Source organism: Nesterenkonia sp. (genome assembly GCF_029265375.1).
GTDB lineage: Bacteria > Actinomycetota > Actinomycetes > Actinomycetales > Micrococcaceae > Nesterenkonia.
Map to the genome: position 1 here is coordinate 1 of NZ_JAJUJJ010000027.1, position 25570 is coordinate 25570.

The following is a 25570-nucleotide window of genomic DNA, read 5'->3' on the forward strand; positions in this document are numbered from 1 at the left end:
GTACGCCGCCCTCTCACGGCGGTAACGCGGGTTCGAATCCCGCTGGGGTCACCACCTGAAGAGCCTCTGACCAGTAAATTTACCGGTCAGGGGCTCTTTTTCATTGGAGAGAATAGCGCACGGGCAAGCGGCATGAATGTGTTCACAGTCCGGGCGTGTCAGCCCCTTCCAGCCCGCCCTTTTCTGTCCCAGAGCTCTTCCTCCGCTATGACTGAGACGCCGTAGACCCTCAAGCGCCTGTGGACACAATTTCAGATGAAGAGGCGAATCACTCGCTGAGGACGCTGAATAACCGCCGCTGTGTGGCTACGACGCACAAAACATGGAAGGTACCGAATGGTCACCATCAAGAGGCCTATCGAAACTATCCTCGTTGCGCTCCCCGTGCTGCTGCTCATCTGTGGGGTAGCGACCGGCACTTTTGACATGGCCCCTGCTGTCGTCCTCCACGCTGCTGTTATTGCAGGACTGGCTGTCTGGGTTTGGACACAACACTGGGGCGCTTACCTTGGGCTTCTTGCCGTCGGCGTTGCCTGCTTGTTCGTGCAAGGACTTATCGCGTTGGCGTTCTGGGCAACTGGGGGCTTGTACGTCACCATCGCAGTGATCAACCTCGTGGTGACGCTTGTCCGAACGCGTAGGGGCGACCGACCCGCTCACTCCTGAGCAGCACCACCCGTGCTAACCATCAGAGTCACCTAGCTGTACTTCCCCGTGAGGTTGTGAACACGGGCTGAGGGGACCTCTCCGTCGATGGCGGTGTGGGCGCGGTGGTGATTGTAGTAGTGCAGGAAGTCCTCATAGGAGGCTTCTCGATCTGCTTAGCTTCAGGTGCATGCGGATCATTGTTCTCGGCGGCCACGGCGCAGCTGGACGCGCTGTGGTGGAGGCGCTGGCCCCTCACAATGTGCGGGCCGTCTCCCGGCGCGACGGCGTGGACGCCTTCACTGGCGCCGGACTTCAGCAGAGCTTCGCCGGTGCTGATGTGGTGATCGACCTCTTCACCCGGTTCACCTTCTCCTCACGCCGCGCCAGGGCGATCCACCAGACCGAGGCCGAGAATGTGAGCTCCGCCGCTCAGCAGGCTGGGGTCCGGCACGTGGTGGTGCTCTCGATCATCGGCGTCGACCGCAATCCGCACAACTACTACGCCGGAAAGCTTCAGCAGGAACAGGTCTACGAGGCCTCCGGCGTGCCGCTCACCATCCTCCGGGCCGCGCAGTTCCACGAATTCGCCGCCCAGGTCCTGGACCGCACCTCACTGGGACCGGTGGGCCTGACGTTCCAGGCCCGCATCCAACCAGTGGCGGTCCAGGAGGTCGGCCGGCGCCTCGCCGCCATCGCCACGGGCCCACCCCAGGGCCGGGCAGCCGACTTGGCCAGGCCGCAGCCGGAGTCCCTGGCAGAGATGATGCGCCGCTATGCCGCCGCGGACTGCTCATTCCCGCCGCCATGCCGATCCCGCAGTTCCGCGGCATGCGGGCCGGACTGAATCTGCCCGGACCCGATGCGCAGCTGGGTGCCCAAACCTTCGATCAGTGGCTGGAAGGGATCAGGAACCGGCAGCCCTGAGAGCCTGGGCCAGGTCCTGGTAGAGGTCCTCAGTGTCTTCGATTCCCACCGACAGGCGCAGCAGCCCCTCAGGAACCGTCTCCGGCTCCCCAGGGTGCCGCCGTCGTCGTTCAACCAAAGACTCCACGCCTCCCAGGGACGTGGCCGGGGTCCACACCTGCAGCCGCTCCAGCACCGCATCGGCAGCCTCCCGACTGCCGGTGTCCACCGTGATGATGGCCCCGAAGCCGCCCAGCAGCTGCGCCGCACGCTGGTGCTGGGGGTGATCGGCGAGTCCGGGATATCCGACCGAACGCACCGAGCAGGCGCCGTCCTCGGTGAGCTCGGCCAGGCGCTGGGCCAGTACGCCGGCGCTGCGCTCAGCAGCGTCCAGCCGAACCGCCAGGGTGCGCACCCCGCGCAGGGCCAGGAAGACCTCCATCGGTCCGGGGATGGTGCCGTGCAGGTTCCGGTGGCCGTGCAGCTGCGTGTGGAGCTCGGGATCGGAGGTGATCGCCGCCCCCATCACCACATCCGAGTGACCTGAGAGGAACTTGGTGACTGAGTGGATGACGACGTCGGCTCCGTGGCTCAGCGGATTCTGCCGCAGGGGAGTGGCGAATGTGTTGTCCACCGCTGTCAGCGTCCCGGCCGCCTGGGCGCCCTGAACCAGACGCGGCACATCGGCGACCTCCAGCATCGGATTGGTCGGCGATTCGATCCACAGCAGCGACTGCGCTCCCGCCGCCTCAGCCTGGGCAGAAGCCTCGGCCACTGTCGAGAGCACGGCCTCGGTCTCGGCGATGTCCACCCGGTGCAGCACGATCAGGCCCTTGTCCGCCATCTGCTGCGCCAGGGTGCAGAAGCCCATATAAGCATGCCGGGGCATCACCAGATGACTGCCGACCGGCAGCTGCTGGATCACCGCGGAGATGGCGGCCTGCCCGGAGGAGAACAGCAAGGCATGCTGCCCGCCTTCCAGCTCGGCAAGCAACTGCTCCAGCGGCTCAAAACTGGGAATTCCTTCCCGGGCGTAGACCTGGGGATACTCCACGCTGGGGCGGTAATGGTAGGTGGAGGTGAACTCCACCGGAGGATTCACCGGTGAGTTCGGCTCGTGAGGACGCCCTGCGGCGACGACTCGGGTGCGTGGTGTGGTGCTCACCTTCCCCACGCTAGCCCAGCTCGATGCGCGGTGGGGCGGCCCGGCCGGAAGTTCTCACATGCTGAGGGGCCCTCGCTGCTCAGGCCGCGGCCCGGCCGATGCCTTCGCTCAGCCTGCGGATGGCCTGCTCCAGGGTGGACCGGTCCTTGCAGAAGGCGAACCGCACCAGCCGGTCCAGCTCAGCAGAGGCTTCGTGCTGACCCGTCAGCGCCGAGACCGGGATCGCGCCGACCCCGGCACGGGCGGCCAGTCGCAGGCAGAACTCATCAGCCGGCAGGTCAGTAACGCCGGAAATATCGGCCAGCACAAAATAGCCCGCCTGCGGCACGGTCGGCTCCAGCCCGGCCGCGGCCAGACCGGAGACCAGCAGATCGCGGTGGGACTCCAACTCCGCGCGGTTCTCATCGAAGAAGCCGCGGTCGTCGTCGAGCCCCTGCGCCACAGCCCACTGGTAGGCCGGACCGGAGGTGAAGGTGAGGAACTGCTTGACGCCGCGGACCCGGTTGACCAGCTCGGCGCTGCCGGTGACCCATCCGACCTTCCAGCCGGTCAGGGAGAACGCCTTGCCCGCCGAGCTGATCCCCAGCGCCACCTTCTCCGCCCCCGGTACGGCGAGCACCGGAGTATGCGCCGACTCGCCGAAGACCAGGTGCTCATAGACCTCGTCGCACATCACCACGACGTCGTGCGCCGCCGCGGCCGCCACGATCCGCTCCAGCTCCTCGGCGGTGAACACCGACCCAGTGGGGTTATGCGGTGTGTTGAGCAGAATCATGCTGGTCCGCTCGGAGATGCGCGAGATTAGTGCCTCCACCTCCGGACGGAACACCGGCGCGCGAAGCGGGACAGTCACCAGCTGCGCCCCTGCCAGCGCAGCCAGCGCGCCGTAGGAGTCATACCAGGGCTCATAGGTGAGAACCTCCGAACCGGGGGAGGCGAAGGCCAGAATGCAGGCGGCGATCCCCTCCGTAGCGCCAGTGGTGACCATCACCTGGGTATCCGGATCCAGGGTGAGGCCGTAGCGGCGAGCCTGATGGTCGGCCACAGCCTGGCGCAGCACGGGAAGCCCGATGCCGGGAGAGTACTGGTTCGTCGGCCCGACGTCGGGCTCGGTGATCGCCTCGGCGGCGGCCTGCCGGAGCCACTGCGGACCGTCGCGGTCGGGGAACCCCTGGCCCAGATTGACCGCACCGGCAGATGCGGCCGCAGCATTGGTGCGCTCGTAGACGGTCGGCAGCACAGTGCCGGAGTCGGCGTCGAACGTATTCGCCCCGGCAGCGGCCCGGGCCCAGGGGGAGTTCAGCATAGGCCACATGGTATCGGGACATCCCGTGGCAGGATGTCAGCATGCATTCGGCACAGACCAGCGTCGCTGAGATGGGGGAGGACGCTGTGCTGCGCGTGATCAGCCGCGTCTTCGCCGACCATAATGCGCAGGCGGAGGGCGGGCATCTGGTCATCGGGCCCGGCGGCGACGACGCCGCAGTGCTGACTCCTGCCCCTGGGGCCCAGCAGGTGCTCACCACGGACACCATGAGCGAGGATCAGGACTTCCGACGGCGCTGGTGGGCCCCCCGAGGGGACGACCACGCCGCAGAGCACCGGTGGGTAGCCCGGCCGGACAGCACCGAGGCGGAGCACCGGTGGGCGGCCGATATCGGCGCCAAGGCCGCCGGGCAGAACCTTTCCGATATCAGCGCTATGGGAGCCGAACCCACAGCGCTGCTGGTCTCACTCACCCTGCCTGCGGAGACGCCTGTGGGCTGGGTGGAGCAGTTCTGTGCCGGAATTGTGCGCGCCTGCCGCGCCCCAGGTGCGCAGCGGTGCGTGGTGGCCGGGGGCGACCTGGGCTCCGGGGAGCTGATTTCAGTGAGCATCACCGCTGTCGGAGAACTTGCTGCCGGGGCTGCCCCGCTTCGCCGCAGCGGCGCCCGTGCCGGGGACGTGCTGGCAGTGTGCGGGACTCTGGGCCGCGCCGCCGCGGGACTGGCGCTGCTGGAAGCCGGCGCTGCTGCCGGGGAGTCCGCCGCCGGGGAGGAGCACCGCAGCTGCATTCGCGCGCAGCTGGCGCCTGAACCGCCCCTGCGTGCCGGTCCGGAGGCCTCCGCCGCCGGTGCTTCAGCGGCCATGGATATCAGCGACGGCCTGCTGCGCGACGGACACCGTCTGGCGCAGGCATCGGGTGTGAGGCTCCTCCTGGACGGCGAGCGGCTCAGGAGCGAGGCCCAGAGGCTGGAACCGGTGGCCGCGAGCCTCGGGCTGCCGGCCCACACCGCTTTTGACTGGGTGCTCAGCGGGGGAGAGGACTACGGACTGCTGGCCGCCTTCCCCGCCGAGGCTGTGCTGCCGGAGGGATTCCGCGCCATCGGACGCGTGTCATCCCCTGAGGCCGCCGCCGGCGAGCCCGGGGTGAGCGTCATCGGCGCCGACGGGTCCGGGGAAGTCTCTTCGGGAGAGGGCCGCGGGGGGTGGGACAGCCTGCGCGGCGGATCGCCGGTGTGAGCCTGGGGCGCGGACTCCTCCCGGCAACGTGTCATAGGGGAATCGAGGGGTCATAGCCCTATAGGCATATGACGCCCCGAGATCCCTATGACAGGCGTGGGGTGGGTAAAGCAGAGGCGCGCTGCGCTGGGGCTGACCCGGACTGCGCCCGGGCTGACCAAGGTGTCCTCCACCTGGGCCGGCCCGGGCCGCGGTGGGCGGTTCAGCGGTTGAGTTTGCGGCCGAGTTGGGCGAAGGTCCAGCCTGCGTTCTCCCAGTCGTGGGCGGGTAGGACGTTGCGGGCGTCGAGGAACCGTTTGGCGGCGACTTTGCCCTCCAGGTCGGCTGGGGTGAGGGCTTTGAACTCGTTCCATTCGGTGGTGAGGATGACCAGCTCGGCTGCGGTGACAGCTTCGTCGAGACTGTCGACGTAGCCCAGCCGGGGGTAGCGGGCGGCGGCGTTGCGGTTGCCTTCGGGGTCGTAGACAGCCACATCGGCTCCGGCGCTGTAGAGCCGGGCGGCTACATCCAGGCCGGGTGAGTCGCGCACATCATCGGAGAGTGGTTTGAAGGTGATGCCCAGTACGGCGATCTTCTTGCCTTCGATGTTCTGGTCCAGCAGTTCGAAGGCCTGGGCGACGGCCTTCTTGCGGCGGCGCAGGTTGATCTGGTCGATCTCATCGAGGAACCGCATGGAGTGATCCAGCCCCAGCTCGGCGACCCGGGTCTGCAGGGCGCGGATGTCTTTGGGCAGGCAGCCGCCGCCGAAGCCGACTCCGGCGTTGAGGAATTTGCGTCCGATCCGGGTGTCGTAGCCGATGGCATCGGCCAGGGTGGTGATATCGCCTCCGATGGTTTCGGTGACCTCGGCGAAGGCGTTGATGAAGCTGATCTTGGTGGCCAAAAACGCGTTGGCGGCGACTTTGACCAGCTCGGCGGTCTCATAGTCGGTGCTGATCCAGGGGGTCTCCCGTTCCAGGGCCTCGGCGTAGACCTCACGCAGGATGGCCTCATCCTCAGGCCGGCGGGTGCCGATGACCAGCCGGTCCGGGCGCAGGGTGTCTTCGACCGCATAGCCTTCCCGCAGGAACTCCGGGTTCCAGGCCAGCGAGACCTCCACACCGGGTGCAGCAGCATCTTCAACCAGCTCTGCCAGGCGGGCGGCGGTGCCGACCGGGACGGTGGATTTGCCCACGATGAGGCTGTCCTTGGTGATGGATGCGGCCAGCGACTCGGTGGCGGCGTCGACATAGGTCAGATCCGCTCCGGTGCCGCCGCGCTGCTGGGGCGTGCCCACAGCGATGAAATGCACATCGGCCCAGGATCCGGCCTGGCTCATATCGGTGGTGAACCGCAGCCGCCCGGAGGCTACATGCTTACGGATCAGCTCCGGCAGGCCCGGCTCATGAAACGGCAGATCTCCTGCGGAGAGAGCCTCGATCTTTGCCGGGTCCACATCGACCCCGAGCACGTCAAAACCCAGCTCCGCCATACACGCGGCATGGGTGGCCCCCAGATAGCCGGTCCCAATCACAGAAACATTCTTCACAGTCACAGCGGACATCCTACGGTGCTGCCATCGGCAGCGCAGTCAGCGACGCAGGAGAGTTCTCTCATTTCGGCGCCGGACAGAAGCATGGTGTCGCACAGAAGATCAATGTCGCGGACGAGCCCGCTGCTTCCGCTGCTCGTTGAGTCTGCTACTTCCGCTCCTCGTTGAGGCCGTGGTCGGCGTCGGGGTTCTTCCGCACCATCTCGGTGAGCTGGTGGGCCGCGGCGACGACGACGCCGGCGAACTTCCGGCCCGGCTGCCGGGAGAGCCGCTCGATGGGTCCGGAGATCGATACCGCGGCGATCACCCGCCCCGAGGGTCCCCGCACCGGAGCCGAGACCGAGGCGACGCCGGCCTCCCGCTCACCCAGGGATTCGCCCCAGCCGCGCCGGCGCACACCGGCCAACACCGTGGGGGTGAACCGCGCGCCCCGCAGTCCATCCACCAGACGCTCGTGGTCCTCCCACGCCAACAGCACCTGGGCGGCGGAGCCGGCCTTCATGGACAGCTGGGTGCCCACCGGAATGGAATCCCGCAGACCGATCGGCCGCTCGGCGGAGGCCACGCAGACCCGCGCATCCCCTTGGCGCCGGAACAGCTGGGAGGACTCCCCGGTGGCATCGCGCAGCTTCAGCAGCACCGGCCCGGCGGCGGACACCAGCTGATCATCACCGGCGGCCGAGGCCAGCTCGGCCAGGCGGGAGCCGATCACATAGCGGCCCCGCACATCCCGGGTCAGGAACCGGTGGTGCACCAGCGCGGTGGCCAGGCGGTGCACTGTGGGCCGGGCAAGGCCGGTGCATTCGACCAGCTGCGCCAGGGTGGCCGGCCCGGCCTCCAGTGCCTCCATAATCATCACCGACTTGTCCACCACGCCGATCCCGGAGGGCGAGCGCAGCGGACGGGGAGGGTCCGGGTCCAAAGTCGGTCGGGGAGCAGTATGTTCGGCCATAGCCCCCGAGCATACCGCGTGATCTCACATAATGAGACCCGCCACGCGCCTCTTCAGCTCGCCCATCAACAGTGGTTCCCTAGTACCACAGGCCCACACGGCTGGCGCCGCCGTCGTCCCTCACCCTGGACGCGGGCACCACAACGGTGCGGCGGCGCCCACCACCAACGGAGGACCCATGGCAGAGAACATGGCAGACAAGCCGCTCACCCTGGCGGAGAAGGTCTGGCGCGACCACATAGTGGTCCGCGGTGAGGAGAAGGACGGCGAACGCTCGCCCGACCTGCTCTACATCGACCTGCACCTGGTGCACGAGGTGACCTCCCCGCAGGCCTTCGAGGGGCTGCGCCTGGCCGGCCGCAGCGTGCGCCGCCCGGACCTGACCATCGCCACCGAGGACCACAACACCCCCACCCTGGAGATCGACAAGCCGATCGCCGACCCGGTCAGCCGCAAGCAGGTGCAGACCCTGCGCACCAATGCTGAGGAGTTCGGCATCCGGCTGCACTCCCTGGGAGACGCCAACCAGGGCATCGTCCACGTGGTCGGCCCGCAGCTGGGGCTGACCCAGCCCGGCATGACGGTGGTCTGCGGCGATTCCCACACCTCCACCCACGGGGCGTTCGGGTCCCTGGCCATGGGCATCGGCACCTCAGAGGTCGAACATGTCCTGGCCACCCAGACCCTGCCGCTGAAGCCGTTCAAAACCATGGCGATCACCGTCAACGGGACCCTCAAACCCGGGGTCAGCGCCAAGGACATCATTCTGGCGGTCATCGCCAAGATCGGCACCGGCGGCGGCCAGGGCTACGTGCTGGAGTACCGCGGCAGCGCCATCGAGCAGCTGTCCATGGAAGCGCGGATGACCATCTGCAATATGAGCATCGAAGCCGGAGCGCGCGCCGGAATGGTCGCCCCCGATGAGACCACCTTCAACTACGTCCAGGGCCGCCCGCACGCCCCCGCCGGAGAGGACTGGGACGCCGCGGTGGAGTACTGGCGGTCCCTGCGCACCGACGAGGGGGCGCAGTTCGACGCCGAAGTGATCCTCGACGCCGACGAGCTGGAGCCCTTCGTCACCTGGGGCACCAATCCCGGCCAGGGCGTCAGCCTCAGCGACGCCGTGCCGGACCCCGCCACCTTCGACGACCCGGTGGATCGGGAGTCGGCAGAGCGGGCCCTGCAGTACATGGATCTGGCCCCGGGCACCCCGATGAAGGACATCCGGGTGGACACCGTCTTCCTGGGCTCCTGCACCAACGCCCGCCTGGAGGATCTGCGCGCAGCCGCAGAGATCATCCGCGGCCGCGAGAAGGACCCCGATGTGCGCATGATTGTGGTGCCCGGCTCAGCCAAGGTCCGGCTGGATGCCGAGGCCGAGGGCCTGGATCAGGTGTTCAAGGACTTCGGCGCCGAATGGCGGTTCGCCGGATGCTCGATGTGTCTGGGCATGAACCCGGACCAGCTCGCACCCGGGGAGCGCTGCGCCTCCACCTCCAATCGCAACTTCGAAGGACGTCAGGGCAAAGGCGGCCGCACCCACCTGGTCTCCCCGGTGGTGGCCGCGGCCACGGCCATCCGCGGCACCCTCTCCGCCCCGTCCGATGTGCTGCAGCCCCAGGCTGCGTGAGGAGTCACCATGGAACCGATCACCACCCACACCGGAATAGGCGTGCCGCTGAAGGCCTCCAATGTGGACACCGACCAGATCATCCCCGCAGTGTTCCTGAAGCGGATCACCAAAACAGGGTTCGACGACGCCCTGTTCTACGCATGGCGGAAGAACCCTGATTTCGTGCTCAACCAGGAGCCCTACCGCCACGGCAGCGTGCTGGTGGCCGGCCCGGACTTCGGCACCGGCTCCTCCCGCGAGCACGCGGTCTGGGCGCTGAAGGACTACGGGTTCCGCGTAGTGATCTCCTCCCGCTTCGCCGATATCTTCTACGGCAACGCCGCCAAACAGGGGCTGCTGGCCGCCAAGGTCGCCCAGCCCGACGTCGAACTCATATTCAAGGAGCTGGAGACCGAACCCGGAACCGAGATCACCGTGGACCTGGAGTCCCGAACGGTGATATGCGGCACAGTAGAAACCACCTTCAGCATCGACAACTACACCCGGTGGCGGCTGATGGAGGGCCTGGACGACATCTCCCTGACTCTGCGCCAGGAAGAGGCGATCAGCACCTACGAGGCGACCCGCCCGGGGTTCAAGCCCACCACTCTGCCGGCACGCACCTAGCCCCAGGATCCTGGGGGTCCATCGGGTACAGTGACAGGGCACAATTCGCAGACCCCCACGAAGGGATCCACGACGCCAATGGCCAAGCTGCTCACCATTCAGGGCGGGAAACCGCTGCAGGGAGAAGTTCATGTTCGCGGCGCCAAGAACCTGGTGCCCAAAGCGATGGTCGCCTCTCTGCTGGGCAGCGAGCCCTCACAGCTGCGCAATGTGCCGGAGATCAAAGACGTCGAGATCGTCACCAATCTGCTGACCATCCACGGAGTGAAGGTCGAGCGGGACTCCGCCGCCGGGCTGATGAGCCTGGACCCGCGGGAGACCTATTCAGCTGAGCACTCCGAGATCGACGCCTATGCCGGGGATTCGCGCATCCCGATCCTGTTCTGCGGGCCGCTGATGCACAAGAACGGGGAGGCCTTCATCCCCGACCTGGGCGGATGCCGCATCGGCGACCGGCCGATCAACTACCACCTGGAGGTGCTGCGCAACTTCGGCGCCGTGGTGGACAAGCAGGCCACCGGCATCCACATCTCAGCTCCCAAGGGGCTGCGCGGGGCGAAACTGGAGCTGCCCTACCCCTCCGTGGGAGCCACCGAGCAGGTGCTGCTGACCGCCGTACTGGCCGAGGGCATCACCGAGCTGAAGAACGCCGCAGTGGAGCCGGAGATCCACGACCTGATCGCCATCCTGCAGCAGATGGGCGCGATCATCACCGTCTACACCGACCGGACCATCCGGATCGAGGGTGTCTCCGAGCTCAAGGGCTACCGGCACCGCGCCATCCCGGACCGGAACGAGACCGCCTCCTGGGCCTCGGCTGCGCTGGTGACCGAAGGCGACATCTATGTCCGCGGCGCAGCCCAGCGGGACCTGACCGCATTCCTGAACACCTACCGCAAGGTCGGTGGCGAGTTTGAGGTCGACGACGACGGCATGCGCTTCTGGCACGGCTCCGGACCGCTGCAGCCGCTGGTGCTGGAGACCGACGTCCACCCCGGGTTCATGACCGACTGGCAGCAGCCCATGGTGGTGGCGCTCACCCAGGCTCAGGGCGTCTCGATCGTGCACGAGACGGTCTATGAGAACCGCTTCGGCTTCACCAACGCGCTCAAGCGCATGGGGGCCTCCATCCAGCTGCACCGCGAATGCCTGGGCTCCAACCCATGCCGCTTCGGGCAGCGGAACTTCCTGCACTCGGCTGTGATCTCCGGGCCCAGCGAGCTGACCGGCGCCGATATCGACATCCCCGATCTGCGCGGCGGGTTCTCCCACCTGATTGCGGCCATGGCCGCTACCGGCACCTCCCAGGTGACCGGCATCGAAATCATCTCCCGCGGCTACGAGCACTTCATCGAGAAGATCTCCGGCCTCGGGGCCGATATCGACCTTACCGACCGCTGATCCGCCGCCGCGCCGCGTGCCGATAAGGTGATGACTATGACTCCTTCCCACGCTCCGCTCGGATTCCGTGCCGCCGCTGCAGTGGTGCGCCCGAGCATGAATGTGCTCATGGGTAAGCAGTGGGAAGGGCTGGAGAACCTGCCCACCGACGGCTGCATTGTGGTGGCCAACCACGTCAGCGAACTCGACCCCCTCGCAGTGGCTCACGCGGTCTACATGAGCGGGAGCACTCCGCACTTCCTGGCCAAAGATTCGCTGTTCCGTGTGCCGGCGTTCGGGGGAGTTCTGCGCGGACTCAAGCAGATTCCGGTGGCTCGCGGAGACCGCTCCGAGGCTCGCCGCTCCCTGCAGGTGGCCAGCGAGGTGCTCTCCTCCGGCGGAGCGATCCTCATCTATCCCGAAGGCACTCTCACCCGGGACTCGGAGCTGTGGCCTATGCGCGCCAAGACCGGAGCCGCCCGGCTGGCACTGGAGACCGGCGCTCCGCTGATTCCCGTCACGCACTGGGGCGTGCAGGACTTCTTCCCGCCGTATGCCAAAGCGCCCAAGCCCTTCCCCCGCAAGCGTTACCGGCTGCGCGTGGGGGAGGAGATCGACATAGACGATCTGCGGGGAAAGCCGCGCACGCGCACCGTCCTGGCCGAAGCCACCCAGCGGGTCGAAGACGCGCTGACGGCCGGGGTGGCCGCTCTGCGCGGCGAGCAGCCGCCGGAACTGATCTTCGACCGCGCCGTGGGCCAGCGGGTCCCGCGGAATCAGATCCGTGCGCGCGCCGAGCAGGCCGGGCGCACCGCCGCACCCCAGCAGGCCGGGGGCGCCGACGCGCCCGAGCAGGCCGCAGAGCCGAAGCCCGACGCCGAGGCGGCCGGTTACCCCCAGCGCTCAGGGGGTTCGCGCCCGCAGCCGGAGCACGGGGCTGAGCAGGACGGCGAGCGGGAGACGCGGGCATGAGCCGCATCGCCGTGCTCGGCGCCGGTTCCTGGGGCACCACCTTCGCCAAAGTCCTCGGCGATGCCGACACCGCCTCCGAACCCAGCGAGATCATCCTGTGGGCGCGGCGGGCTGAGGTCGCCGAGGAGATCAACACCCTCGGCACCAACAGCACCTATCTGGGCAGCATCCTGCTCCCCGAGTCCATCACCGCCACCACCGACCTGGCACAGGCAGTCCGCGGAGCCGACGTCGTCATCCTTGCCGTACCCGCCCAAAGCCTGCGCAGCCACCTGGCCCAGGTGCGGGCCGCGATGAGCCGCGATGCCGTCGTCGTCTCCCTGATCAAGGGTCTGGAGCGGGACACCAACCAGCGGATGAGCGAGATCATCGCCGCCGAGCTGGAGCTGTCCCCGGCGCAGATCGCCGTGGTCTCCGGACCCAATCTGGCCATGGAGATCGCCCGCGAAGAGCCCACCGCCTCTGTGGTGGCCTGCCGGGATGAGGCGGTGGCCGAAGAGATCGCCGCACTGTGCAGCAGCCGCTACTTCCGGCCCTACACCAATACCGATGTCACCGGGGTGGAGATCGCCGGGATCGTGAAGAACGTGATCGCCCTGGCGGTCGGCATCTGCGACGGCCAGCAGCTGGGCGACAATTCGAAGGCCTCGGTGATCACCCGTGGACTGGCCGAGACCACCCGTCTGGCTGCGGTCCTGGGCGGCCGGCTGGAGACGCTCTCCGGCCTGGCCGGTCTCGGTGACCTGGTGGCCACCTGCGCCTCTCCGCTCTCCCGCAACCGCACCGCCGGTCGGCTGCTGGGCGAGGGACTGAGCGCCGAGGAGGTGACCGCACGGCTGACCCAGACCGCCGAGGGCATGAAATCCGGCACCGCGGTGCTGGATCTGGCGCACAGTCTGGGGGTGGAGATGCCGATCTGTGAGGCTGTCTGCGCCGTGCTGGACGGCCGGCTGGCGGTGGAGAACATCGCCTCCCTGCTGCTTGCCCGTGACCTCAAATCCGAAGGAGCCTGACGCCATGAGCGACTCGTCCCGACGTCCGCGGGTGTTGGTGCTCTACGGGGGCCAGTCCTCCGAGCACGCCGTCAGCTGCGTGACCGCCGCCGGCGTGCTCAGGGCCATCAACACCTCTCGGTTCGATGTGGTGGAGGTCGGGATCACCGCTGCCGGACAGTGGACCCGCCCCGCGGTGGATCCGCGCACCCACAGCTTCTCCGCGGGCGAGCTGCCACAGGTGGCGGCCACCGAATCCACCGTTCAGCTGTTCACCGGCCAGCAGGGCAGCACCGGCCGCGGCGCGGATCTGCTGGAGATCCACCCTGACGGTTCCACCACGTCCTTGGGCCCGGTGGACGTGGTGCTGCCGCTGCTGCACGGCCCCTACGGGGAGGACGGCAGCCTCCAGGGGCTGCTGGAGCTGGCGGGCCTGCCCTATGCAGGTGCCGGGGTGCTGGCCTCGGCGGTGGGAATGGACAAGCACTTCATGAAGCTGGCCTTCCAGGCTGCCGGCCTGACCGTCGGCCGCTGGGAGACCATCACGGCCCGGCAGTGGGCCTCCGATCCGGCCGCCTGCGCCCACCGGGTGCAGCAGCTGAGCCTGCCGGTGTTCGTCAAGCCGGCCCGGGGCGGTTCCTCGATGGGCATCAGCCGGGTCGATGACTGGTCCCAGCTGGATCAGGCGCTTGAGGCGGCACGGAAGCATGATGCCAAGATCGTGGTCGAAGAGGGCATTGTGGGCCGGGAGATCGAATGCGGCGTGCTCGGCGGCCACGGCCACGGCCCGGCGCGGGTCTCGCTGCCGGGCGAAGTGGTGGTCCACGACGGCGCCAGCGACCACAGCTTCTACGACTTCGAGGCCAAGTACACCGATGAGGCGGCCCTGGACCTCTCCTGCCCGGCGCAGCTGCCCGAGCAGGCGGCGGAGGAGATCCGCCGCCAGGCTGCGGTGGCTTTCGACGCGATCGACGCCGAAGGGCTCTCCCGGGTGGACTTCTTTTACACCGAAGACGGCGAGATTCTGATCAATGAGATCAACACAATGCCCGGCTTCACCCCGATCAGCATGTTCCCCCAGGTGTGGAAGGCCTCCGGGATCGAGTTCAGCGATCTGATCACCGAGCTGCTCGAACTGGCCCTGCAGCGCCCCACCGGCCTGCGCTGAGCAGGCCGGCAGCCCCATGCGCCGCCTCGCCTGACAGTGCGAGATCCGGGTGGCCGCCCGCCGGCCCCTCGACCAGGCCCTGGAAGCGGATCAGCCCGGCGATCCAGCGGGCCGCGCCCGGCGGGTGCCGGCCAGGACCCGGAAGAGGATCAGCCCGGTGATCCAGCAGGCTGCGCCCGGCGGCCGGTCTCCCGGAGATCCGGGACCCGTTCCGAGCACCGGCTCTGCCCAGTGTCCTTCGGGTTCGGTAGAATGGGGTCCATGATGTCCTCCACCGACGAGATCTTCCGGATGCACACCGCGGATCCTGACGCCGCCCCAGGCGGTGCGGCCACCATCGAGCGGGAGCACCAGGAGCAGCTTGCCGAGCCGGGCGACCACGAACGGTTCTCCCACTATGTGAAGAAGGACAAGATCATGGAGTCCGCCCTGGAGGGCGGCGCCGTCGTCGCGCTCTGCGGCAAAGTGTGGGTCCCGTCCCGGGATCCGAAGAAGTTCCCGGTCTGCCCGGAGTGCAAGGAGATCTACGAATCGCTCTCCGAAGGCGGAGACGGCTCGGGCAAGGGTTCCGGCCGCGGCTTCTTCGGCTTCGGCAAGAACTGAGTCCCGCCCGGAGTGAGCGAACCTACCCTCTTTGACGTCGGCACCGACGTCGGATCCCAGCTGCCCCCGGCCTATCCCCACCGGGCTCCCCGCGGCACCGCCGGGACGTTGCGTCAGTGGCAGCAGGAGGCGCTTGACCTCTACATCCGCCGCAAGCCGCGCGACTTCCTGACCGTGGCGACCCCCGGCGCCGGCAAGACCACCTTCGCGCTGCGAGTGGCCAAGCTGCTGGTCGAGTCCGGAGAGGTCAACCGGCTCTACGTCGTCGCACCCACTGAGCACCTCAAACGTCAGTGGGCCGACGCCGCAGCCAGGGTGGGGCTGTCCATCGACCCGAACTTCAAGAACTCCGACGGCAGGCACGGCCGCCAGTTCATCGGTGTGGCGGTCACCTATGCCCAGGTGGCCAATAAGCCGGCCCTGCACCGGAACAAGACCGAAGCAGGACGCACCCTGGTGATCTTCGATGAGATCCACCACGCCGGAGACTCGCTGAGCTGGGGCGACGGGGTGCGCGAGGCGTTCGAGCCGGCTGTGCGGCGCCTGGCGCTGACCGGCACCCCGTTCCGTTCGGACACTGCTCCCATCCCCTTCGTCCAGTACGAGGAGGACAACGACGGCGTCCGGCGCTCCAAGGCCGACTACTCCTACGGGTACGCTCCGGCGCTGAAGGACCATGTGGTGCGGCCGGTGGTGTTCATGACCTACTCCGGGACCATGCGGTGGCGTACCTCCAGCGGCGAGGAGATGGAGGCAACCCTCGGAGCCGCGGCCACCAAGGACATCACCGCCCACGCCTGGCGCACCGCACTGAACCCGGAGGGGGAGTGGATCCCTGCTGTCCTGCGCGCCGCCCACCAGCGCCTGCTGAAGGTGCGGGACAAGATCGACGACGCCGGTGGGCTGGTCATCGCCACCGACCACGAGGCCGCCCGCGCCTACGCCAAGCAGCTGGACGCCATCACCGGACAGCGCACCACCGTAGTGCTCTCCGATGACAAGACCGCCTCGAGAAAGATCGAGGAGTTCAGCGACGACGGCTCCAAATACTGGATGGTGGCCGTGCGGATGGTCTCCGAGGGTGTCGACGTACCGCGGCTGTGCGTCGGCGTCTACGCCACCTCCACCTCCACACCGCTGTTCTTCGCCCAGGCAGTCGGGCGCTTCGTGCGGCTGCGGAAGAAGGCCGAGGTGGCCAGCGTGTTCCTGCCCTCGGTGCCGGTGCTGACCGACCTGGCCAATGAGATGGAGGCCGAGCGAGACCACGCCCTGGCAGTCCCGGAGAGCGCCCGGGAGCAGGAGAACCCCGAAGAGGACCTGCTGGAGGCCGCAGAGAAGGAAGAGCGCGCCTCGGAGCAGCTGACCCGCGGCGAGTTCGCGGCCCTGGGCTCCCAAGCCTCGTTCGACAAAGTGCTCTTCGACGGCGACGAATTCGGCCTGGGCGGCGCGGTCGGCTCCGAGGAGGAGATGGGCTTTCTGGCCATACCGGGACTGCTGGAGCCGGACCAGGTCTCCGAGCTGCTGCGCCGGCAGCAGGCCGAACAGCTCAAGCGCCGGCCCCAGGAGGCGCGGACCCACAGCAACGCGGTGGACCACAGGCAGCTGAAGGCTCTGCGCACCAAGCTCAACAAGTCCGTCTCCGCCTATGCGGCCAAGACCGGTATGCACCAGGGGAGCATCCACACCAAGCTGCGCGAAAAGTGCGGCGGGCCCCCCGTGCCCCAGGCCACCCAGGACCAGCTGGAAGAGCGGCTCAAACAGCTGCAGCGCTGGTTCGTGGGCCTGAAGTAGACGCTAGCGCGGGCTCGCCCTGCCCCGGCCCCGCCGCCCGGCCCTGTAGCGGCCTCAACGTCTCCGCGCCCCAAACCCACGGGACGGTGGCCCGCACTTTTCATCGGCGCCCCAAACCCACGGGACGGTGGCCCGCACATTTCACCGCGGCGTCGAAATCGGGCGTGTGTGAAAAGTTGGGGACGGTGCCACGCTGGTTTGGCCGTTATCCATAGGTTGAGCATGGGCTCTGGCGCACGTCCCAGGCCGGGACAAGCATGGACCTATGGGCAGTTGGCAGTGGAGCAGGGACCGTTTGGTGCTGATCCGGACCAGTCCTGGGGTGCGGGGCCGTTCAGCCGCGAGTTTGATGCGCAGAGTGGATGAGGGCGCGCTGCTGCGGATTCGTCCCGGTGTGTTCGTCTCCACCCGTGAGTGGAGTCGTGCGCCGGTAGGAGTCAAGGTGGCGGCCGAAGCCGCCGCATTCTCGCTTCGCAGGCCGCAGACTGAGTTCTGCTCTCGGACTGCTCTTCACCTGTATGGGCTGCCGCTGCTGAGCCTGCCCGCGGAGCTGCATGTGCGGGCTTCCAGCGTCGGCGCGTCCAGACTGATGCCGGGTCGAACTATGGCCGGGCGGTGCGATCTTGCCCGCATCCATCGGCTCATAGGCGAGGCAGGTGGGGACGCGGCGCGTGTACGGCTGGACGCGCTGGGGATCCGCCGGGTGCTGCCTCCGAGACCTCCTGGTATGCGGCGGGAACAGGCTCAGCTGCTGCACGCACAGGGGGAGCTCGCCGGGAGTCCTGAGATCGTCCCGGTGCCGCATGTGGAGGATGAAACCGGCGCGCGCCTCTGTGTAAGGGTGACTCCGCCCGCCGCCGCTCTGGCGGAGACGATTCCGGACATGCCCGTGCAGGAGGCGGTGACTGTCCTTGATGCAGCCTCAGCCGGCCGTTGGTCAGCCGATCGCCCAATGAGCCTCTCAGATCTGGAGGCAGCCGGGGGCATGGTCTCCACGTCTGAGGCGCGGCGGCGGTGGGAGATCCTGAACCGGTTTGCAGATCCACGGGCGGAAAGCCCTGGAGAATCCCGATCCAGGGTGCTGATCGCCCAACTGGGTTTCGCCTGCCCCCGACTTCAGGAGCCGATCCCGCTGGGCCGCTCACGCACAGTGCGGGTGGACTTCTATTGGCCGGAGGCCGCCGTCGTGGGAGAGTTCGACGGCCGAATGAAGTACCTCCGGTCCGGAGAACTCAGCGGTTTGAGCGTGGAGGAAGTGGTGTACCAGGAGAAGCTGCGAGAGGACGGCCTGCGCGAACGGGGTCTGCGAGTAGCACGGTGGGGCTGGGATGAGCTCGCCAAGCCGGAGCGACTCGCGGCCAAGCTGCGCCGCGCCGGCGTCCCCCAGCGCGATCCGTCCACTCCCGCGCCCCTGCCTGGCATTGAGGGGTGACCAGTGGGCCATCCGGCCGCTGCATTGAGGGGTGAGCGCCCATCCGGCCGGTGCGAGGGTGGCTGACCGGCGAGGCACCCCACCTCTGCGAGCCTGTGGCGTCGCTGGCTTTTCATTTCGTCTCCGAAACCCGCTGGAGGTGAAAAGTGGGAGACGCGACAGGCGCGCTCGCCGCAGGCCGATAAGACATCGGCCACAGTTCAGTCAGAACTGCTCTCGTGAGAGCAGCTCGACGCCGGCCTCGCGCAGCTCCTCATAGGTATCGGCGATCTTCTCCTCGCTGACGCCGGCGGTCAGATCCGTGATCACCCGCACCCGATAGTCGTTCTCCGCGGCGTCCAGGGCCGTGGCACGCACGCAGTGGTCGGTGGCGATGCCCACAATGGTCACTGTGTCCACCTCATGGTCCTGCAGCCAGGAGTCCAGGTCCGGAGCGTCGGAGGCGATCACATCCTCCGGCTCCACTTTGATGCCCTTCTCACCCTCCAGGATTCCGACCCGCTCCGGCTCGCCTGCGCGGCCTTCGAATCCGGAATAGCCGTCGTCGTAGAGGCCCTTGAGGAACCGGGCCTGCACATAGTCGGTGTCCAGATCCTCGTGCAGCTCGGCCCCCGGGGTGCCGGCCACGCAGTGCACCGGCCAGGACCGGACGAAGTCCGGTTCGGAGGAGAAGTGCTGGCCAGGATCGATGTGCCAGTCCTGGGTGGCAGCGATCACCTCGAACTCGGCGTGGTTGTCCTCCAGAAACTCGCTGATCTCCGCGGCGGTGGCGGCTCCGCCCTCGACCGCCAGGGCGCCGCCCTCACAGAAGTCGTTCTGCACGTCGACGATGATCAGTGCCTCAGCCATGGAAGCCTCCTTGGTGCTGATAAGTGCTGCTGCTCCCTACGCTACTACCCGCCCGTGCAGCCCGGTACTCTCGCAGCCCTAGACGAAAAGGCTGGGGATCACCGGCTCGCCGGGGGAGAGGCGGTGCGCCTCGGCAGGCAGCTCCTCCACAGAGGCCTGATGGCGCTCTGCGGCCCGCTGCACACCCTCAGGTCCGGTGAACCCTGGCTGCACCATCCCCTCGACCACCAGCGGGACCTGCAGAGTCCGGCCCATATAGCCGGTGTCTTGCAGGTCGCCCTCAGCGGTGATGATCTCCGCCTCCGCGCGCCCATGGTCATCCAGGCTGCGCAGCGCCCGCTTCGCCCCGCCGGTGCTGGCCTTGCCGGCTGAGGCCTTCTCCACCGATACCGGTTGCCCATCCGCACCGGCGCGTTCGACCAGCTTGTAGACCATCGAGGCGGTCGGCGCCCCAGAGCCGGTCACCAGCCTGGTCCCCACGCCGTAGGAGTCCACCGGCGCGGCAGCCAGCCGGGCGATCGCGTGCTCGTCCAGGTCAGAGGAGACGATGATGCGGGTCTCGCGGTTGCCCAGCGAGTCCAGCAGCCGGCGCACCTCATGGGCCTGCTCCACCAGGTCCCCGGAGTCCAGCCTCACGGCCCCCAGCTGCGCACCGGCCACATCCACCGCCGTGCGCACCGCACGCTCGACGTCGTAGGTGTCCACCAGCAGGGTGGTGCCGGGGCCGAACGCCTCCACCTGCGCGGCGAAAGCCTCCTCCTCGCTGTCGTGCAGCAGGGTGAACGCATGGGCAGCGGTGCCCAGGGTGGGGATCCCCCAGGTGCGCCCGGCCTCCAGATTGGACGTCGCGGTGAAGCCGACCACTGCCGCGGCCCGGGCGGCGGCCGTGGCCGAACCCTCCTGGGTGCGCCGTCCGCCCATCTCCACGCAGGGACGCCCCGCAGCGGCCATGGTCATCCGAGACCCGGCCGAGGCGACTGCGGAGTCATGGTTCATCACTGAGAGCACGAAGGTCTCCAGCAGGCAGGCCTCGGCGAAGCTGGAGGTCACCTGCAGCACCGGAGAATGCGGAAGGTAGACCTCTCCCTCGGCGTAGCCGGTGATGGTCCCGGAGAACCGGTACTCGGAGAGGAAGTGGAGGGTGTCCTGATCCACAATGCCGTGGCGGTCCAGGTACTCCAGCTCTTCGGGGCCGAAGCGGAAGTGCTCCAGCCCCTCCAGCACCCGGCCGGTCCCGGCCACCACCCCGTAGCGGCGGCCCTCCGGCAGGCGCCGGGAGAACACCTCAAAGGTGCATGTGCGGTGCGCGGCTCCCGAGCGCAGAGCGGCCTGAACCATGGTGAGTTCGTACTGGTCGGTCAGCAGAGCGGTAGAGGTCACGCTGGCCATCCTACGCGGGCAGGATCGCCCCGAGGCCACTAAACTGGAGTGCATGAGCACCACTGCCGGATCCACGCTGACCCGCGAGGCCCAGGACCTCGCCGAGGGCGCCGCGGTGCTTCCGCAGCGGCCCTACCACGTGGTGGTCTGGAACGACCCGGTGAACCTGATGTCCTATGTGGCCTGGGTGTTCCGCAGCTACTTCGGCCATTCGAGCGAACGGGCCCACCAGCTGATGATGCAGGTCCACACCGAGGGCCGCGCCGTCGTCGCCTCCGGCCCGCGGGAGAAGGCCGAGCAGGACGTCACGGCCATGCACAGCTACGGGCTGCAGGCCACCCTGGAAGAGGCCGAATAGTGCACCCCCGCCCCGGAGCTCTGAGCTGATGGCCCGTGCCTTCCGCCCCACCACGCGCGGCTACAAAGCCGAGCTGGAGACCCACGAACGGCGGCTGCTGTCCCAGCTGTGCGCCGATGTGATCACCATGCTCCAGCAGCGCAGCCAGCAGGTGGACCCGGAGCCTGCAGGGGAGGCGCCCGACGACGAATTCGCCCATTTCCGTGCGGAACTGGCCGGTCTGGGAGCCGGACTGGATGAGCAGCAGGAGCACGACGACGGCGCGGAGCCGGGCCTGGACCCGCCGGAGGACCAGGCTTTGGCGCGGTTACTGCCGGACGGCGCCGCCGACCAGCAGCAGGCGGCCCAGCTGCGGCGGCTGACCGAAGCGTCCGTGCGCGAAACAAAGATCGCGGACCTGCGGGCGGCTAGAATGGCGCTGGAGCACGATCCCGTCACCCTCACCGATGAGCAGGCTCCGGTGTTCGGCAGGGCGCTCAATGACATTCGGCTCACACTCGCCTCGCGGCTGGGGATCGAAGACCAGGACGACGCCGAACGGATCCATCAGAGCGCGGGTCAGGGCGCGGCCGCCACCACGGAGGAGTTCATGGCTGAGCTCTACGTCTTCACCACCTGGCTGCAGGAGACCCTGTTCTCCGCCATGCTCGATGTCTTGCCGGAGGACGAGTGACGCTATGCTGACCGTTGATGCGACTCACCATCATCGGCTGCAGCGGGTCCTTCCCGGGCCCCAACTCTCCCGCCTCCTGCTACCTGCTTTCGGCCGAGCACCAGGGCCGCACCTGGCGCATCATCCTGGACCTGGGCAGCGGAGCCCTGGGAGCGCTGCAGCAGCACATCGGCCTGGACAGCATCGACGCCGTCTGCCTCAGCCACCTGCACCCGGACCACTACATGGACCTCTGCGGGCTGCATGTGGCGGTGCGGTGGTGCCCGGAGGGCTGGCCGGCGGACCGGATCCCGGTCTACGGCCCCGCCGGCACCGACGACCGGCTTGCCGCCGCCTACGGCATGGATCCCGACCCGGGCATGCACCAGGACTTCAGCTTCCGCACCTGGAGCCCCCGCACACCGGTGACCATCGGCCCCTTCACCGTCACCCCCGTGCCGGTGCGCCACCCGATTGAGGAGCCCTACGCGCTGCGCGTAGAGTGCACCGACGACGACGGCGCTGTCCGGACCCTGACCTACTCTGGGGATACCGACGCGTGCGAAGGCCTCACGGAGGCGGCCCGCGCGGCGGACCTGTTCCTGTGCGAAGCGGCCTACCAGGACGGCCGGGATGAGCACTATGAGGGCATCCACCTCACCGGCGCCCGCGCCGGGGTCACCGCGCAGCAGGCTCAGGTCAAACGGCTGCTGCTGACCCACATTCCGGTGTGGACAGACCCCCAGGTGCTGCTGCAGCACGCCGGCGACGCCTACAGCGGAGACCTGGCTGTGGCCGTCAACGGCGTCACCTACACCGTCTAGAACAGCCACCATGTGTCAGAAGGAGACTGATGACTGAGACCTATGTGCGTGCCGATGGGCGCGCCGCCGACCAGCTGCGCGAGGTGAGCATCACCCGCGGATGGTCCGCCCACGCCGAGGGCAGCGCGCTCATCGAGTTCGGCAGCACCCGGGTGCTGTGCACCGCCAGCTTCGAGACAGAGGTGCCGCGCTGGCTGCGCGGGGAAGGCCGCGGCTGGGTCACCGCCGAGTACGCCATGCTTCCGCGGGCCACCAACACGCGCAGCTCACGCGAATCGGTGAAGGGCAAGATCGGCGGACGCACCCATGAGATCTCCCGGCTGATCGGACGCTCGCTGCGCGCAGTGGTGGACCTCACCGCCCTGGGCGAGAACATGATCACTCTGGACTGCGATGTGCTCCAGGCCGACGGCGGCACCCGCACCGCAGCGATCACCGGGGCCTTCGTGGCCCTGGCCGACGCCGTGGAGTGGGCCCGGGCCGAGGGCCATATCCGGAAGAAGGCCGAGGTGCTCAAAGACTCGGTGGCCGCCGTCTCAGTGGGCGTGCTGCCCGACGGCACCAGCGTGCTGGACCTGCCCTACACGGAGGACTCCACTGCGGAGACGGATATGAACGTAGTGGTCACCGGCAGCGGCGACTTCGTGGAGATCCAGGGCACCGCCGAAGGTGTGCCGTTCACCCGCGGCCAGCTGGATGAGCTGCTGGACCTGGCCGTCACCGGGGCAGACCAGCTCGCCGAGATCCAGCGCCAGGCCCTGCTGAGCTGAGGCCCCAATGACTGCCCGCATCGTCCTGGCCAGCTCCAATCCTGGCAAATTGCGCGAATTCCGCGCCCTGCTGGCCGCCCAGCCGCAGCTGGCCCACCTGGACATCGACTCCGCGGTGATCGACGCCAAAACCGCAGGAGTGGGAGACATCCCGGAGACCGGGGCGAGCTTCGAGGAGAACTCCCTGCTGAAGGCCCGCGCCGTGGCCCGGCACACCGGCCTGCCCGCCGTCGCCGACGACTCAGGACTGGCCGTGGAGGTCCTCGGCGGCGCCCCGGGCATCTTCTCCGCCCGCTGGGCAGGGGAGAACGCCTCAGACGAGAACAACCGGCGGCTGCTGCTGGCCCAGCTGGCCGACATCGCCGCCGAGCACCGCCAGGCCGCCTTCGTCTGCGTGGCCTCCCTGGTGATCCCCGGCAGCAGCGGCGCCCCCGCGGCCGAACACACCGCTGAGGGTCGGATGCCCGGCAGCCTGCTGCAGGCCGAACGCGGCGACGGCGGATTCGGCTACGATCCGATCTTCCAGCCGGCGGGAGAGTCCCGTTCGGCGGCAGAGCTGACCATGGAGGAGAAGAACGCCATCTCCCACCGCGGCCGCGCCTTCGCCGCGCTGGCCGACCGCATTGTGGAGGCGCTGAGCTGAGATATGAGACCCACTACCTCGCTGGCCGGACTGCGGCCGCCCCGCGTCCCGGGACTGAACTTCACCGCCGTCGACTTTGAGACCGCCAACGGATTCCGCGGATCCCCCTGCGCCATCGGCCTGGTCCGGGTGCGCGACGGAAACGTGGACGAGCTGCATTTCCGGCGCATGCGCCCACCGGAGGGATTCGACCGGTTCGACCCGAAGAATGTGGCGATCCACGGCATCACCGCCGAGCGGGTGGCCGCCGAGCCGCGCTTCGGCGATCTCTTCGCTGAGATCAGGGCCTTCATCGGCGACGACATACTGGTGGCGCACAACGCCGTGTTCGACATGGAGGTCTTCGAATCCGCCCTGGAGGTCTCCGGACTGGACTCCCCAGGGTTCCGCTGCCTGTGCTCGGTGCGCCTGGCGAGGGCCGTCTACCAGCTGGACTCCCACGCACTGCCGGCCGCCGCGGCCGAAGCGGGCTTCCACCTCAAGCACCATCACCATGCGCTGTGGGACGCCCGGGCCGCAGCCGCCGTCGTCGTCGATATAGCTGAGCGGGAGAAGATCAGCAGCATCGAGACGCTCTTCGGCCGGCACTTCATCGGCCCCGAAGAGTGCGAACCCTTCCGCGCCCCGCGGGAGTACGAATCCCGTGCCACCCGGCAGGTGCGCAGCTACGGAGCCCTGTTCGACGCACGAACCCCCGGAGTGGACCCGGAGACGCTGCCGGATCTGATGCGCTGGCAGGACGAAGGCCGCAACCTTCCGCCCAACCCGGAGGCCGACCCGGAGCATCCGCTGCACGGCGAGCACCTGGTGTTCACCGGGAATCTCGGGATACCGCGCTCGCAGGCCAAGGAGCTGGCCGCAGCCCACGGGGCCGCCACCTCCTCACGCGTCACCGGATCCACCACTGTGCTGGTGGTCGGTGACGGTTTCAGCCCCGAGGATCTGCAGTCACCGGAGGCCGCGCCGCCGCTGAAGGCCCGCAAGGCCCGCGAGGTGCTGGCCCGGCAGCAGAAGGGCCAGCAGGTGCGCATCGTCGGTGAGGAGCAGTTCCGCAGCTGGCTGGGCGAGGAATGGCCGCTGCCGCAGCCGGCGGAGATCAGCGCGGGCGGGTGACCGCCTCCCAACGCGCTGCCAGGGCATCGACGACCTCATACAGCGGGTGGTCGGGGGAGCGGCCGGCATCGGGCTCAGCTGCGGCCGGTTCCTGGCCGGCGCGCCGGTTCAGTTCGTCCACAAACTCTTGGCCGCGTCGGGTCAGCTCCGGGTCTCCGTGGGTCATGGCCAGCGCCTGCTCCACCCACCGGCTGCGCATCGCGGAGTCTATATAGGGCACCAGCGCGATGGGCACCAGCCGCAGCAGCGCCCCGTCCTCCGGGGCCTGCGGCTTAGCCGGGTCGCCGGGATAGTGCAGCTCGCCGCTGGCCAGGCCCGCCAGTGCGGTCTCCCCGGTGCTGTCCTGGCAACGGAGGCGCCCCTCGGCCATCAGCCGGGAGACAGCAGAGTCCAGCTGCCGCGGCGGGGGCTGCGGCGCGGGATCCGGAAAGCCGCCGGTGAGCAGCCGGTACCACCGCAGCCCGGCCAGCCACATGCAGGCCTGGGGATCGGCGCCGGTGCCCTGCTGGGCCCATTCCAAAACCTCCAGCAGCCCGTCGGCCAGACACAGCCGGTGCAGCTGCTCAGCATGCAGCTCGATCACCCCGCCGACCGGAGCGGGAAAGTCCTGAGTCAGCAGCGGCGCACACTGGGAGATCAGCCTCTGGTCATCACTCACAACTCCCAGACTATCCGCAGGGCCGGCAGGCGGCCCGCCGGATGT

The 25570-nt window shown here is 68.4% G+C and carries 25 protein-coding genes and 1 pseudogene; 18 read left to right on the forward strand and 8 right to left on the reverse strand.

The genetic code is table 11. The features are described from left to right. Nucleotides 1-336: 336 nt before the first annotated feature. Nucleotides 337-666, forward strand: coding sequence for a hypothetical protein (locus Q1K09_RS10595; RefSeq protein ID WP_300345397.1), 330 nt, complete (start codon nucleotides 337-339; stop codon nucleotides 664-666). Nucleotides 667-698: 32 nt separating this feature from the next. On the opposite strand, the pseudogene Q1K09_RS10600 reads toward Q1K09_RS10595, so the two are convergent. Further along, nucleotides 699-815: pseudogene (locus Q1K09_RS10600) on the reverse strand (IS481 family transposase); the annotation flags it as partial. 20 nt (nucleotides 816-835) lie between these two features. On the opposite strand from Q1K09_RS10600, the gene Q1K09_RS10605 reads away from it, so the two are divergent. Further along, nucleotides 836-1492 carry an NAD(P)H-binding protein gene (locus Q1K09_RS10605; RefSeq protein WP_300345398.1) on the forward strand — a complete coding sequence of 219 codons (657 nt, stop codon included), beginning with the start codon at nucleotides 836-838 and terminating at the stop codon, nucleotides 1490-1492. A 60-nt stretch (nucleotides 1493-1552) separates the two neighbouring features. Here the strand turns inward: Q1K09_RS10605 and Q1K09_RS10610 are convergent, their stop codons facing one another. Both Q1K09_RS10610 and Q1K09_RS10615 read right to left on the reverse strand, forming a co-directional pair. Next, a complete protein-coding gene (locus Q1K09_RS10610; protein ID WP_300345399.1) occupies nucleotides 1553-2716 on the reverse strand; it encodes a PLP-dependent aspartate aminotransferase family protein in 1164 nt (387 codons plus the stop codon). Between the two features lie 79 nt (nucleotides 2717-2795). Further along, complete coding sequence (locus tag Q1K09_RS10615) at nucleotides 2796-4022, reverse strand: aminotransferase class I/II-fold pyridoxal phosphate-dependent enzyme (protein WP_300345400.1); 1227 nt, start codon at nucleotides 4020-4022, stop codon at nucleotides 2796-2798. 41 nt (nucleotides 4023-4063) lie between these two features. Between Q1K09_RS10615 and thiL the strand changes: the two genes are divergently transcribed. Then, on the forward strand, nucleotides 4064-5218 hold the full coding sequence (gene thiL / locus Q1K09_RS10620) for a thiamine-phosphate kinase (protein WP_300345401.1): 1155 nt from the start codon (nucleotides 4064-4066) through the stop codon (nucleotides 5216-5218). A 202-nt stretch (nucleotides 5219-5420) separates the two neighbouring features. Here thiL and Q1K09_RS10625 read toward each other — a convergent pair whose 3' ends face one another. Both Q1K09_RS10625 and Q1K09_RS10630 read right to left on the reverse strand, forming a co-directional pair. Beyond that, nucleotides 5421-6752 (reverse strand): UDP-glucose/GDP-mannose dehydrogenase family protein, encoded by a 1332-nt coding sequence (locus tag Q1K09_RS10625; RefSeq protein ID WP_300345402.1) that lies wholly within the window; start codon nucleotides 6750-6752, stop codon nucleotides 5421-5423. A gap of 145 nt (nucleotides 6753-6897) precedes the next feature. After that, complete coding sequence (locus tag Q1K09_RS10630) at nucleotides 6898-7647, reverse strand: IclR family transcriptional regulator (protein ID WP_300345426.1); 750 nt, start codon at nucleotides 7645-7647, stop codon at nucleotides 6898-6900. A gap of 232 nt (nucleotides 7648-7879) precedes the next feature. Between Q1K09_RS10630 and leuC the strand changes: the two genes are divergently transcribed. The 9 genes from leuC (at nucleotide 7880) to Q1K09_RS10675 (ending at nucleotide 18278) form a co-directional block, all read left to right on the forward strand. Beyond that, a complete protein-coding gene (leuC, locus tag Q1K09_RS10635; protein WP_300345403.1) occupies nucleotides 7880-9331 on the forward strand; it encodes a 3-isopropylmalate dehydratase large subunit in 1452 nt (483 codons plus the stop codon). Nucleotides 9332-9340: 9 nt separating this feature from the next. Further along, nucleotides 9341-9940, forward strand: a complete 600-nt coding sequence (leuD, locus tag Q1K09_RS10640) for a 3-isopropylmalate dehydratase small subunit (RefSeq protein ID WP_300345404.1) — start codon at nucleotides 9341-9343, stop codon at nucleotides 9938-9940. 78 nt (nucleotides 9941-10018) lie between these two features. Continuing rightward, the gene (gene murA / locus Q1K09_RS10645; protein ID WP_300345405.1) at nucleotides 10019-11341 is read left to right on the forward strand and encodes a UDP-N-acetylglucosamine 1-carboxyvinyltransferase; all 1323 of its coding nucleotides are present in this window, start codon (nucleotides 10019-10021) and stop codon (nucleotides 11339-11341) included. Between the two features lie 36 nt (nucleotides 11342-11377). Beyond that, complete coding sequence (locus Q1K09_RS10650) at nucleotides 11378-12292, forward strand: lysophospholipid acyltransferase family protein (RefSeq protein WP_300345406.1); 915 nt, start codon at nucleotides 11378-11380, stop codon at nucleotides 12290-12292. Further along, the gene (locus Q1K09_RS10655; RefSeq protein WP_300345407.1) at nucleotides 12289-13305 is read left to right on the forward strand and encodes an NAD(P)H-dependent glycerol-3-phosphate dehydrogenase; all 1017 of its coding nucleotides are present in this window, start codon (nucleotides 12289-12291) and stop codon (nucleotides 13303-13305) included. Before Q1K09_RS10650 ends, Q1K09_RS10655 begins: the two co-directional genes overlap by 4 nt. 4 nt (nucleotides 13306-13309) lie before the next feature. Next, nucleotides 13310-14452, forward strand: coding sequence for a D-alanine--D-alanine ligase family protein (locus Q1K09_RS10660; protein WP_300345408.1), 1143 nt, complete (start codon nucleotides 13310-13312; stop codon nucleotides 14450-14452). A 264-nt stretch (nucleotides 14453-14716) separates the two neighbouring features. Beyond that, a complete protein-coding gene (locus Q1K09_RS10665) occupies nucleotides 14717-15055 on the forward strand; it encodes a DUF3039 domain-containing protein (protein ID WP_300345427.1) in 339 nt (112 codons plus the stop codon). A 12-nt stretch (nucleotides 15056-15067) separates the two neighbouring features. Then, nucleotides 15068-16846 (forward strand): DEAD/DEAH box helicase, encoded by a 1779-nt coding sequence (locus Q1K09_RS10670; RefSeq protein ID WP_300345409.1) that lies wholly within the window; start codon nucleotides 15068-15070, stop codon nucleotides 16844-16846. A gap of 727 nt (nucleotides 16847-17573) precedes the next feature. Next, complete coding sequence (locus tag Q1K09_RS10675) at nucleotides 17574-18278, forward strand: hypothetical protein (protein ID WP_300345410.1); 705 nt, start codon at nucleotides 17574-17576, stop codon at nucleotides 18276-18278. Between the two features lie 204 nt (nucleotides 18279-18482). Here Q1K09_RS10675 and Q1K09_RS10680 read toward each other — a convergent pair whose 3' ends face one another. Both Q1K09_RS10680 and Q1K09_RS10685 read right to left on the reverse strand, forming a co-directional pair. Then, on the reverse strand, nucleotides 18483-19127 hold the full coding sequence (locus tag Q1K09_RS10680; RefSeq protein WP_300345411.1) for an isochorismatase family protein: 645 nt from the start codon (nucleotides 19125-19127) through the stop codon (nucleotides 18483-18485). Between the two features lie 78 nt (nucleotides 19128-19205). Further along, a complete protein-coding gene (locus tag Q1K09_RS10685; protein ID WP_300345412.1) occupies nucleotides 19206-20516 on the reverse strand; it encodes a nicotinate phosphoribosyltransferase in 1311 nt (436 codons plus the stop codon). A gap of 43 nt (nucleotides 20517-20559) precedes the next feature. Between Q1K09_RS10685 and clpS the strand changes: the two genes are divergently transcribed. From clpS to Q1K09_RS10715, 6 genes are read left to right on the forward strand one after another with little or no spacing between them, the layout of a single operon-like run. Continuing rightward, nucleotides 20560-20865: an ATP-dependent Clp protease adapter ClpS gene (clpS, locus tag Q1K09_RS10690; protein ID WP_300345413.1), complete on the forward strand. Its 306-nt coding sequence runs from the start codon at nucleotides 20560-20562 to the stop codon at nucleotides 20863-20865. Nucleotides 20866-20893: 28 nt separating this feature from the next. Further along, entirely contained in the window at nucleotides 20894-21538 is a 645-nt protein-coding gene (locus Q1K09_RS10695) for a DUF2017 family protein (protein WP_300345414.1), read from the forward strand. 17 nt (nucleotides 21539-21555) lie between these two features. Beyond that, nucleotides 21556-22341 (forward strand): MBL fold metallo-hydrolase, encoded by a 786-nt coding sequence (locus Q1K09_RS10700; protein WP_300345415.1) that lies wholly within the window; start codon nucleotides 21556-21558, stop codon nucleotides 22339-22341. 29 nt (nucleotides 22342-22370) lie between these two features. Then, on the forward strand, nucleotides 22371-23111 hold the full coding sequence (gene rph, locus Q1K09_RS10705) for a ribonuclease PH (RefSeq protein ID WP_300345416.1): 741 nt from the start codon (nucleotides 22371-22373) through the stop codon (nucleotides 23109-23111). Between the two features lie 7 nt (nucleotides 23112-23118). Beyond that, nucleotides 23119-23754 carry an RdgB/HAM1 family non-canonical purine NTP pyrophosphatase gene (gene rdgB, locus Q1K09_RS10710; RefSeq protein WP_300345417.1) on the forward strand — a complete coding sequence of 212 codons (636 nt, stop codon included), beginning with the start codon at nucleotides 23119-23121 and terminating at the stop codon, nucleotides 23752-23754. A 3-nt stretch (nucleotides 23755-23757) separates the two neighbouring features. Beyond that, nucleotides 23758-24867, forward strand: coding sequence for an exonuclease domain-containing protein (locus Q1K09_RS10715; protein WP_300345418.1), 1110 nt, complete (start codon nucleotides 23758-23760; stop codon nucleotides 24865-24867). On the opposite strand, the gene Q1K09_RS10720 is transcribed toward Q1K09_RS10715, so the two are convergent. Next, nucleotides 24851-25525: an ADP-ribosylglycohydrolase family protein gene (locus tag Q1K09_RS10720; protein WP_300345419.1), complete on the reverse strand. Its 675-nt coding sequence runs from the start codon at nucleotides 25523-25525 to the stop codon at nucleotides 24851-24853. The two genes, Q1K09_RS10715 and Q1K09_RS10720, sit on opposite strands and share 17 nt — an antisense overlap. Nucleotides 25526-25570: the final 45 nt, after the last annotated feature.

Coding starts and splice junctions, on each gene's coding strand:
- Q1K09_RS10595 (WP_300345397.1), top strand. CDS start 337: ATGGTCACCATCAAGAGGCCTATCGAAACTATCCTCGTTGCGCTCCCC.
- Q1K09_RS10605 (WP_300345398.1), top strand. CDS start 836: ATGCGGATCATTGTTCTCGGCGGCCACGGCGCAGCTGGACGCGCTGTG.
- Q1K09_RS10615 (WP_300345400.1), bottom strand. CDS start 4,022: ATGCTGAACTCCCCCTGGGCCCGGGCCGCTGCCGGGGCGAATACGTTC.
- thiL (WP_300345401.1), top strand. CDS start 4,064: ATGCATTCGGCACAGACCAGCGTCGCTGAGATGGGGGAGGACGCTGTG.
- leuC (WP_300345403.1), top strand. CDS start 7,880: ATGGCAGAGAACATGGCAGACAAGCCGCTCACCCTGGCGGAGAAGGTC.
- leuD (WP_300345404.1), top strand. CDS start 9,341: ATGGAACCGATCACCACCCACACCGGAATAGGCGTGCCGCTGAAGGCC.
- murA (WP_300345405.1), top strand. CDS start 10,019: ATGGCCAAGCTGCTCACCATTCAGGGCGGGAAACCGCTGCAGGGAGAA.
- Q1K09_RS10650 (WP_300345406.1), top strand. CDS start 11,378: ATGACTCCTTCCCACGCTCCGCTCGGATTCCGTGCCGCCGCTGCAGTG.
- Q1K09_RS10655 (WP_300345407.1), top strand. CDS start 12,289: ATGAGCCGCATCGCCGTGCTCGGCGCCGGTTCCTGGGGCACCACCTTC.
- Q1K09_RS10660 (WP_300345408.1), top strand. CDS start 13,310: ATGAGCGACTCGTCCCGACGTCCGCGGGTGTTGGTGCTCTACGGGGGC.
- Q1K09_RS10665 (WP_300345427.1), top strand. CDS start 14,717: ATGTCCTCCACCGACGAGATCTTCCGGATGCACACCGCGGATCCTGAC.
- Q1K09_RS10675 (WP_300345410.1), top strand. CDS start 17,574: ATGCGGCGGGAACAGGCTCAGCTGCTGCACGCACAGGGGGAGCTCGCC.
- Q1K09_RS10680 (WP_300345411.1), bottom strand. CDS start 19,127: ATGGCTGAGGCACTGATCATCGTCGACGTGCAGAACGACTTCTGTGAG.
- Q1K09_RS10685 (WP_300345412.1), bottom strand. CDS start 20,516: ATGGCCAGCGTGACCTCTACCGCTCTGCTGACCGACCAGTACGAACTC.
- clpS (WP_300345413.1), top strand. CDS start 20,560: ATGAGCACCACTGCCGGATCCACGCTGACCCGCGAGGCCCAGGACCTC.
- Q1K09_RS10695 (WP_300345414.1), top strand. CDS start 20,894: ATGGCCCGTGCCTTCCGCCCCACCACGCGCGGCTACAAAGCCGAGCTG.
- Q1K09_RS10700 (WP_300345415.1), top strand. CDS start 21,556: ATGCGACTCACCATCATCGGCTGCAGCGGGTCCTTCCCGGGCCCCAAC.
- rph (WP_300345416.1), top strand. CDS start 22,371: ATGACTGAGACCTATGTGCGTGCCGATGGGCGCGCCGCCGACCAGCTG.
- rdgB (WP_300345417.1), top strand. CDS start 23,119: ATGACTGCCCGCATCGTCCTGGCCAGCTCCAATCCTGGCAAATTGCGC.
- Q1K09_RS10715 (WP_300345418.1), top strand. CDS start 23,758: ATGAGACCCACTACCTCGCTGGCCGGACTGCGGCCGCCCCGCGTCCCG.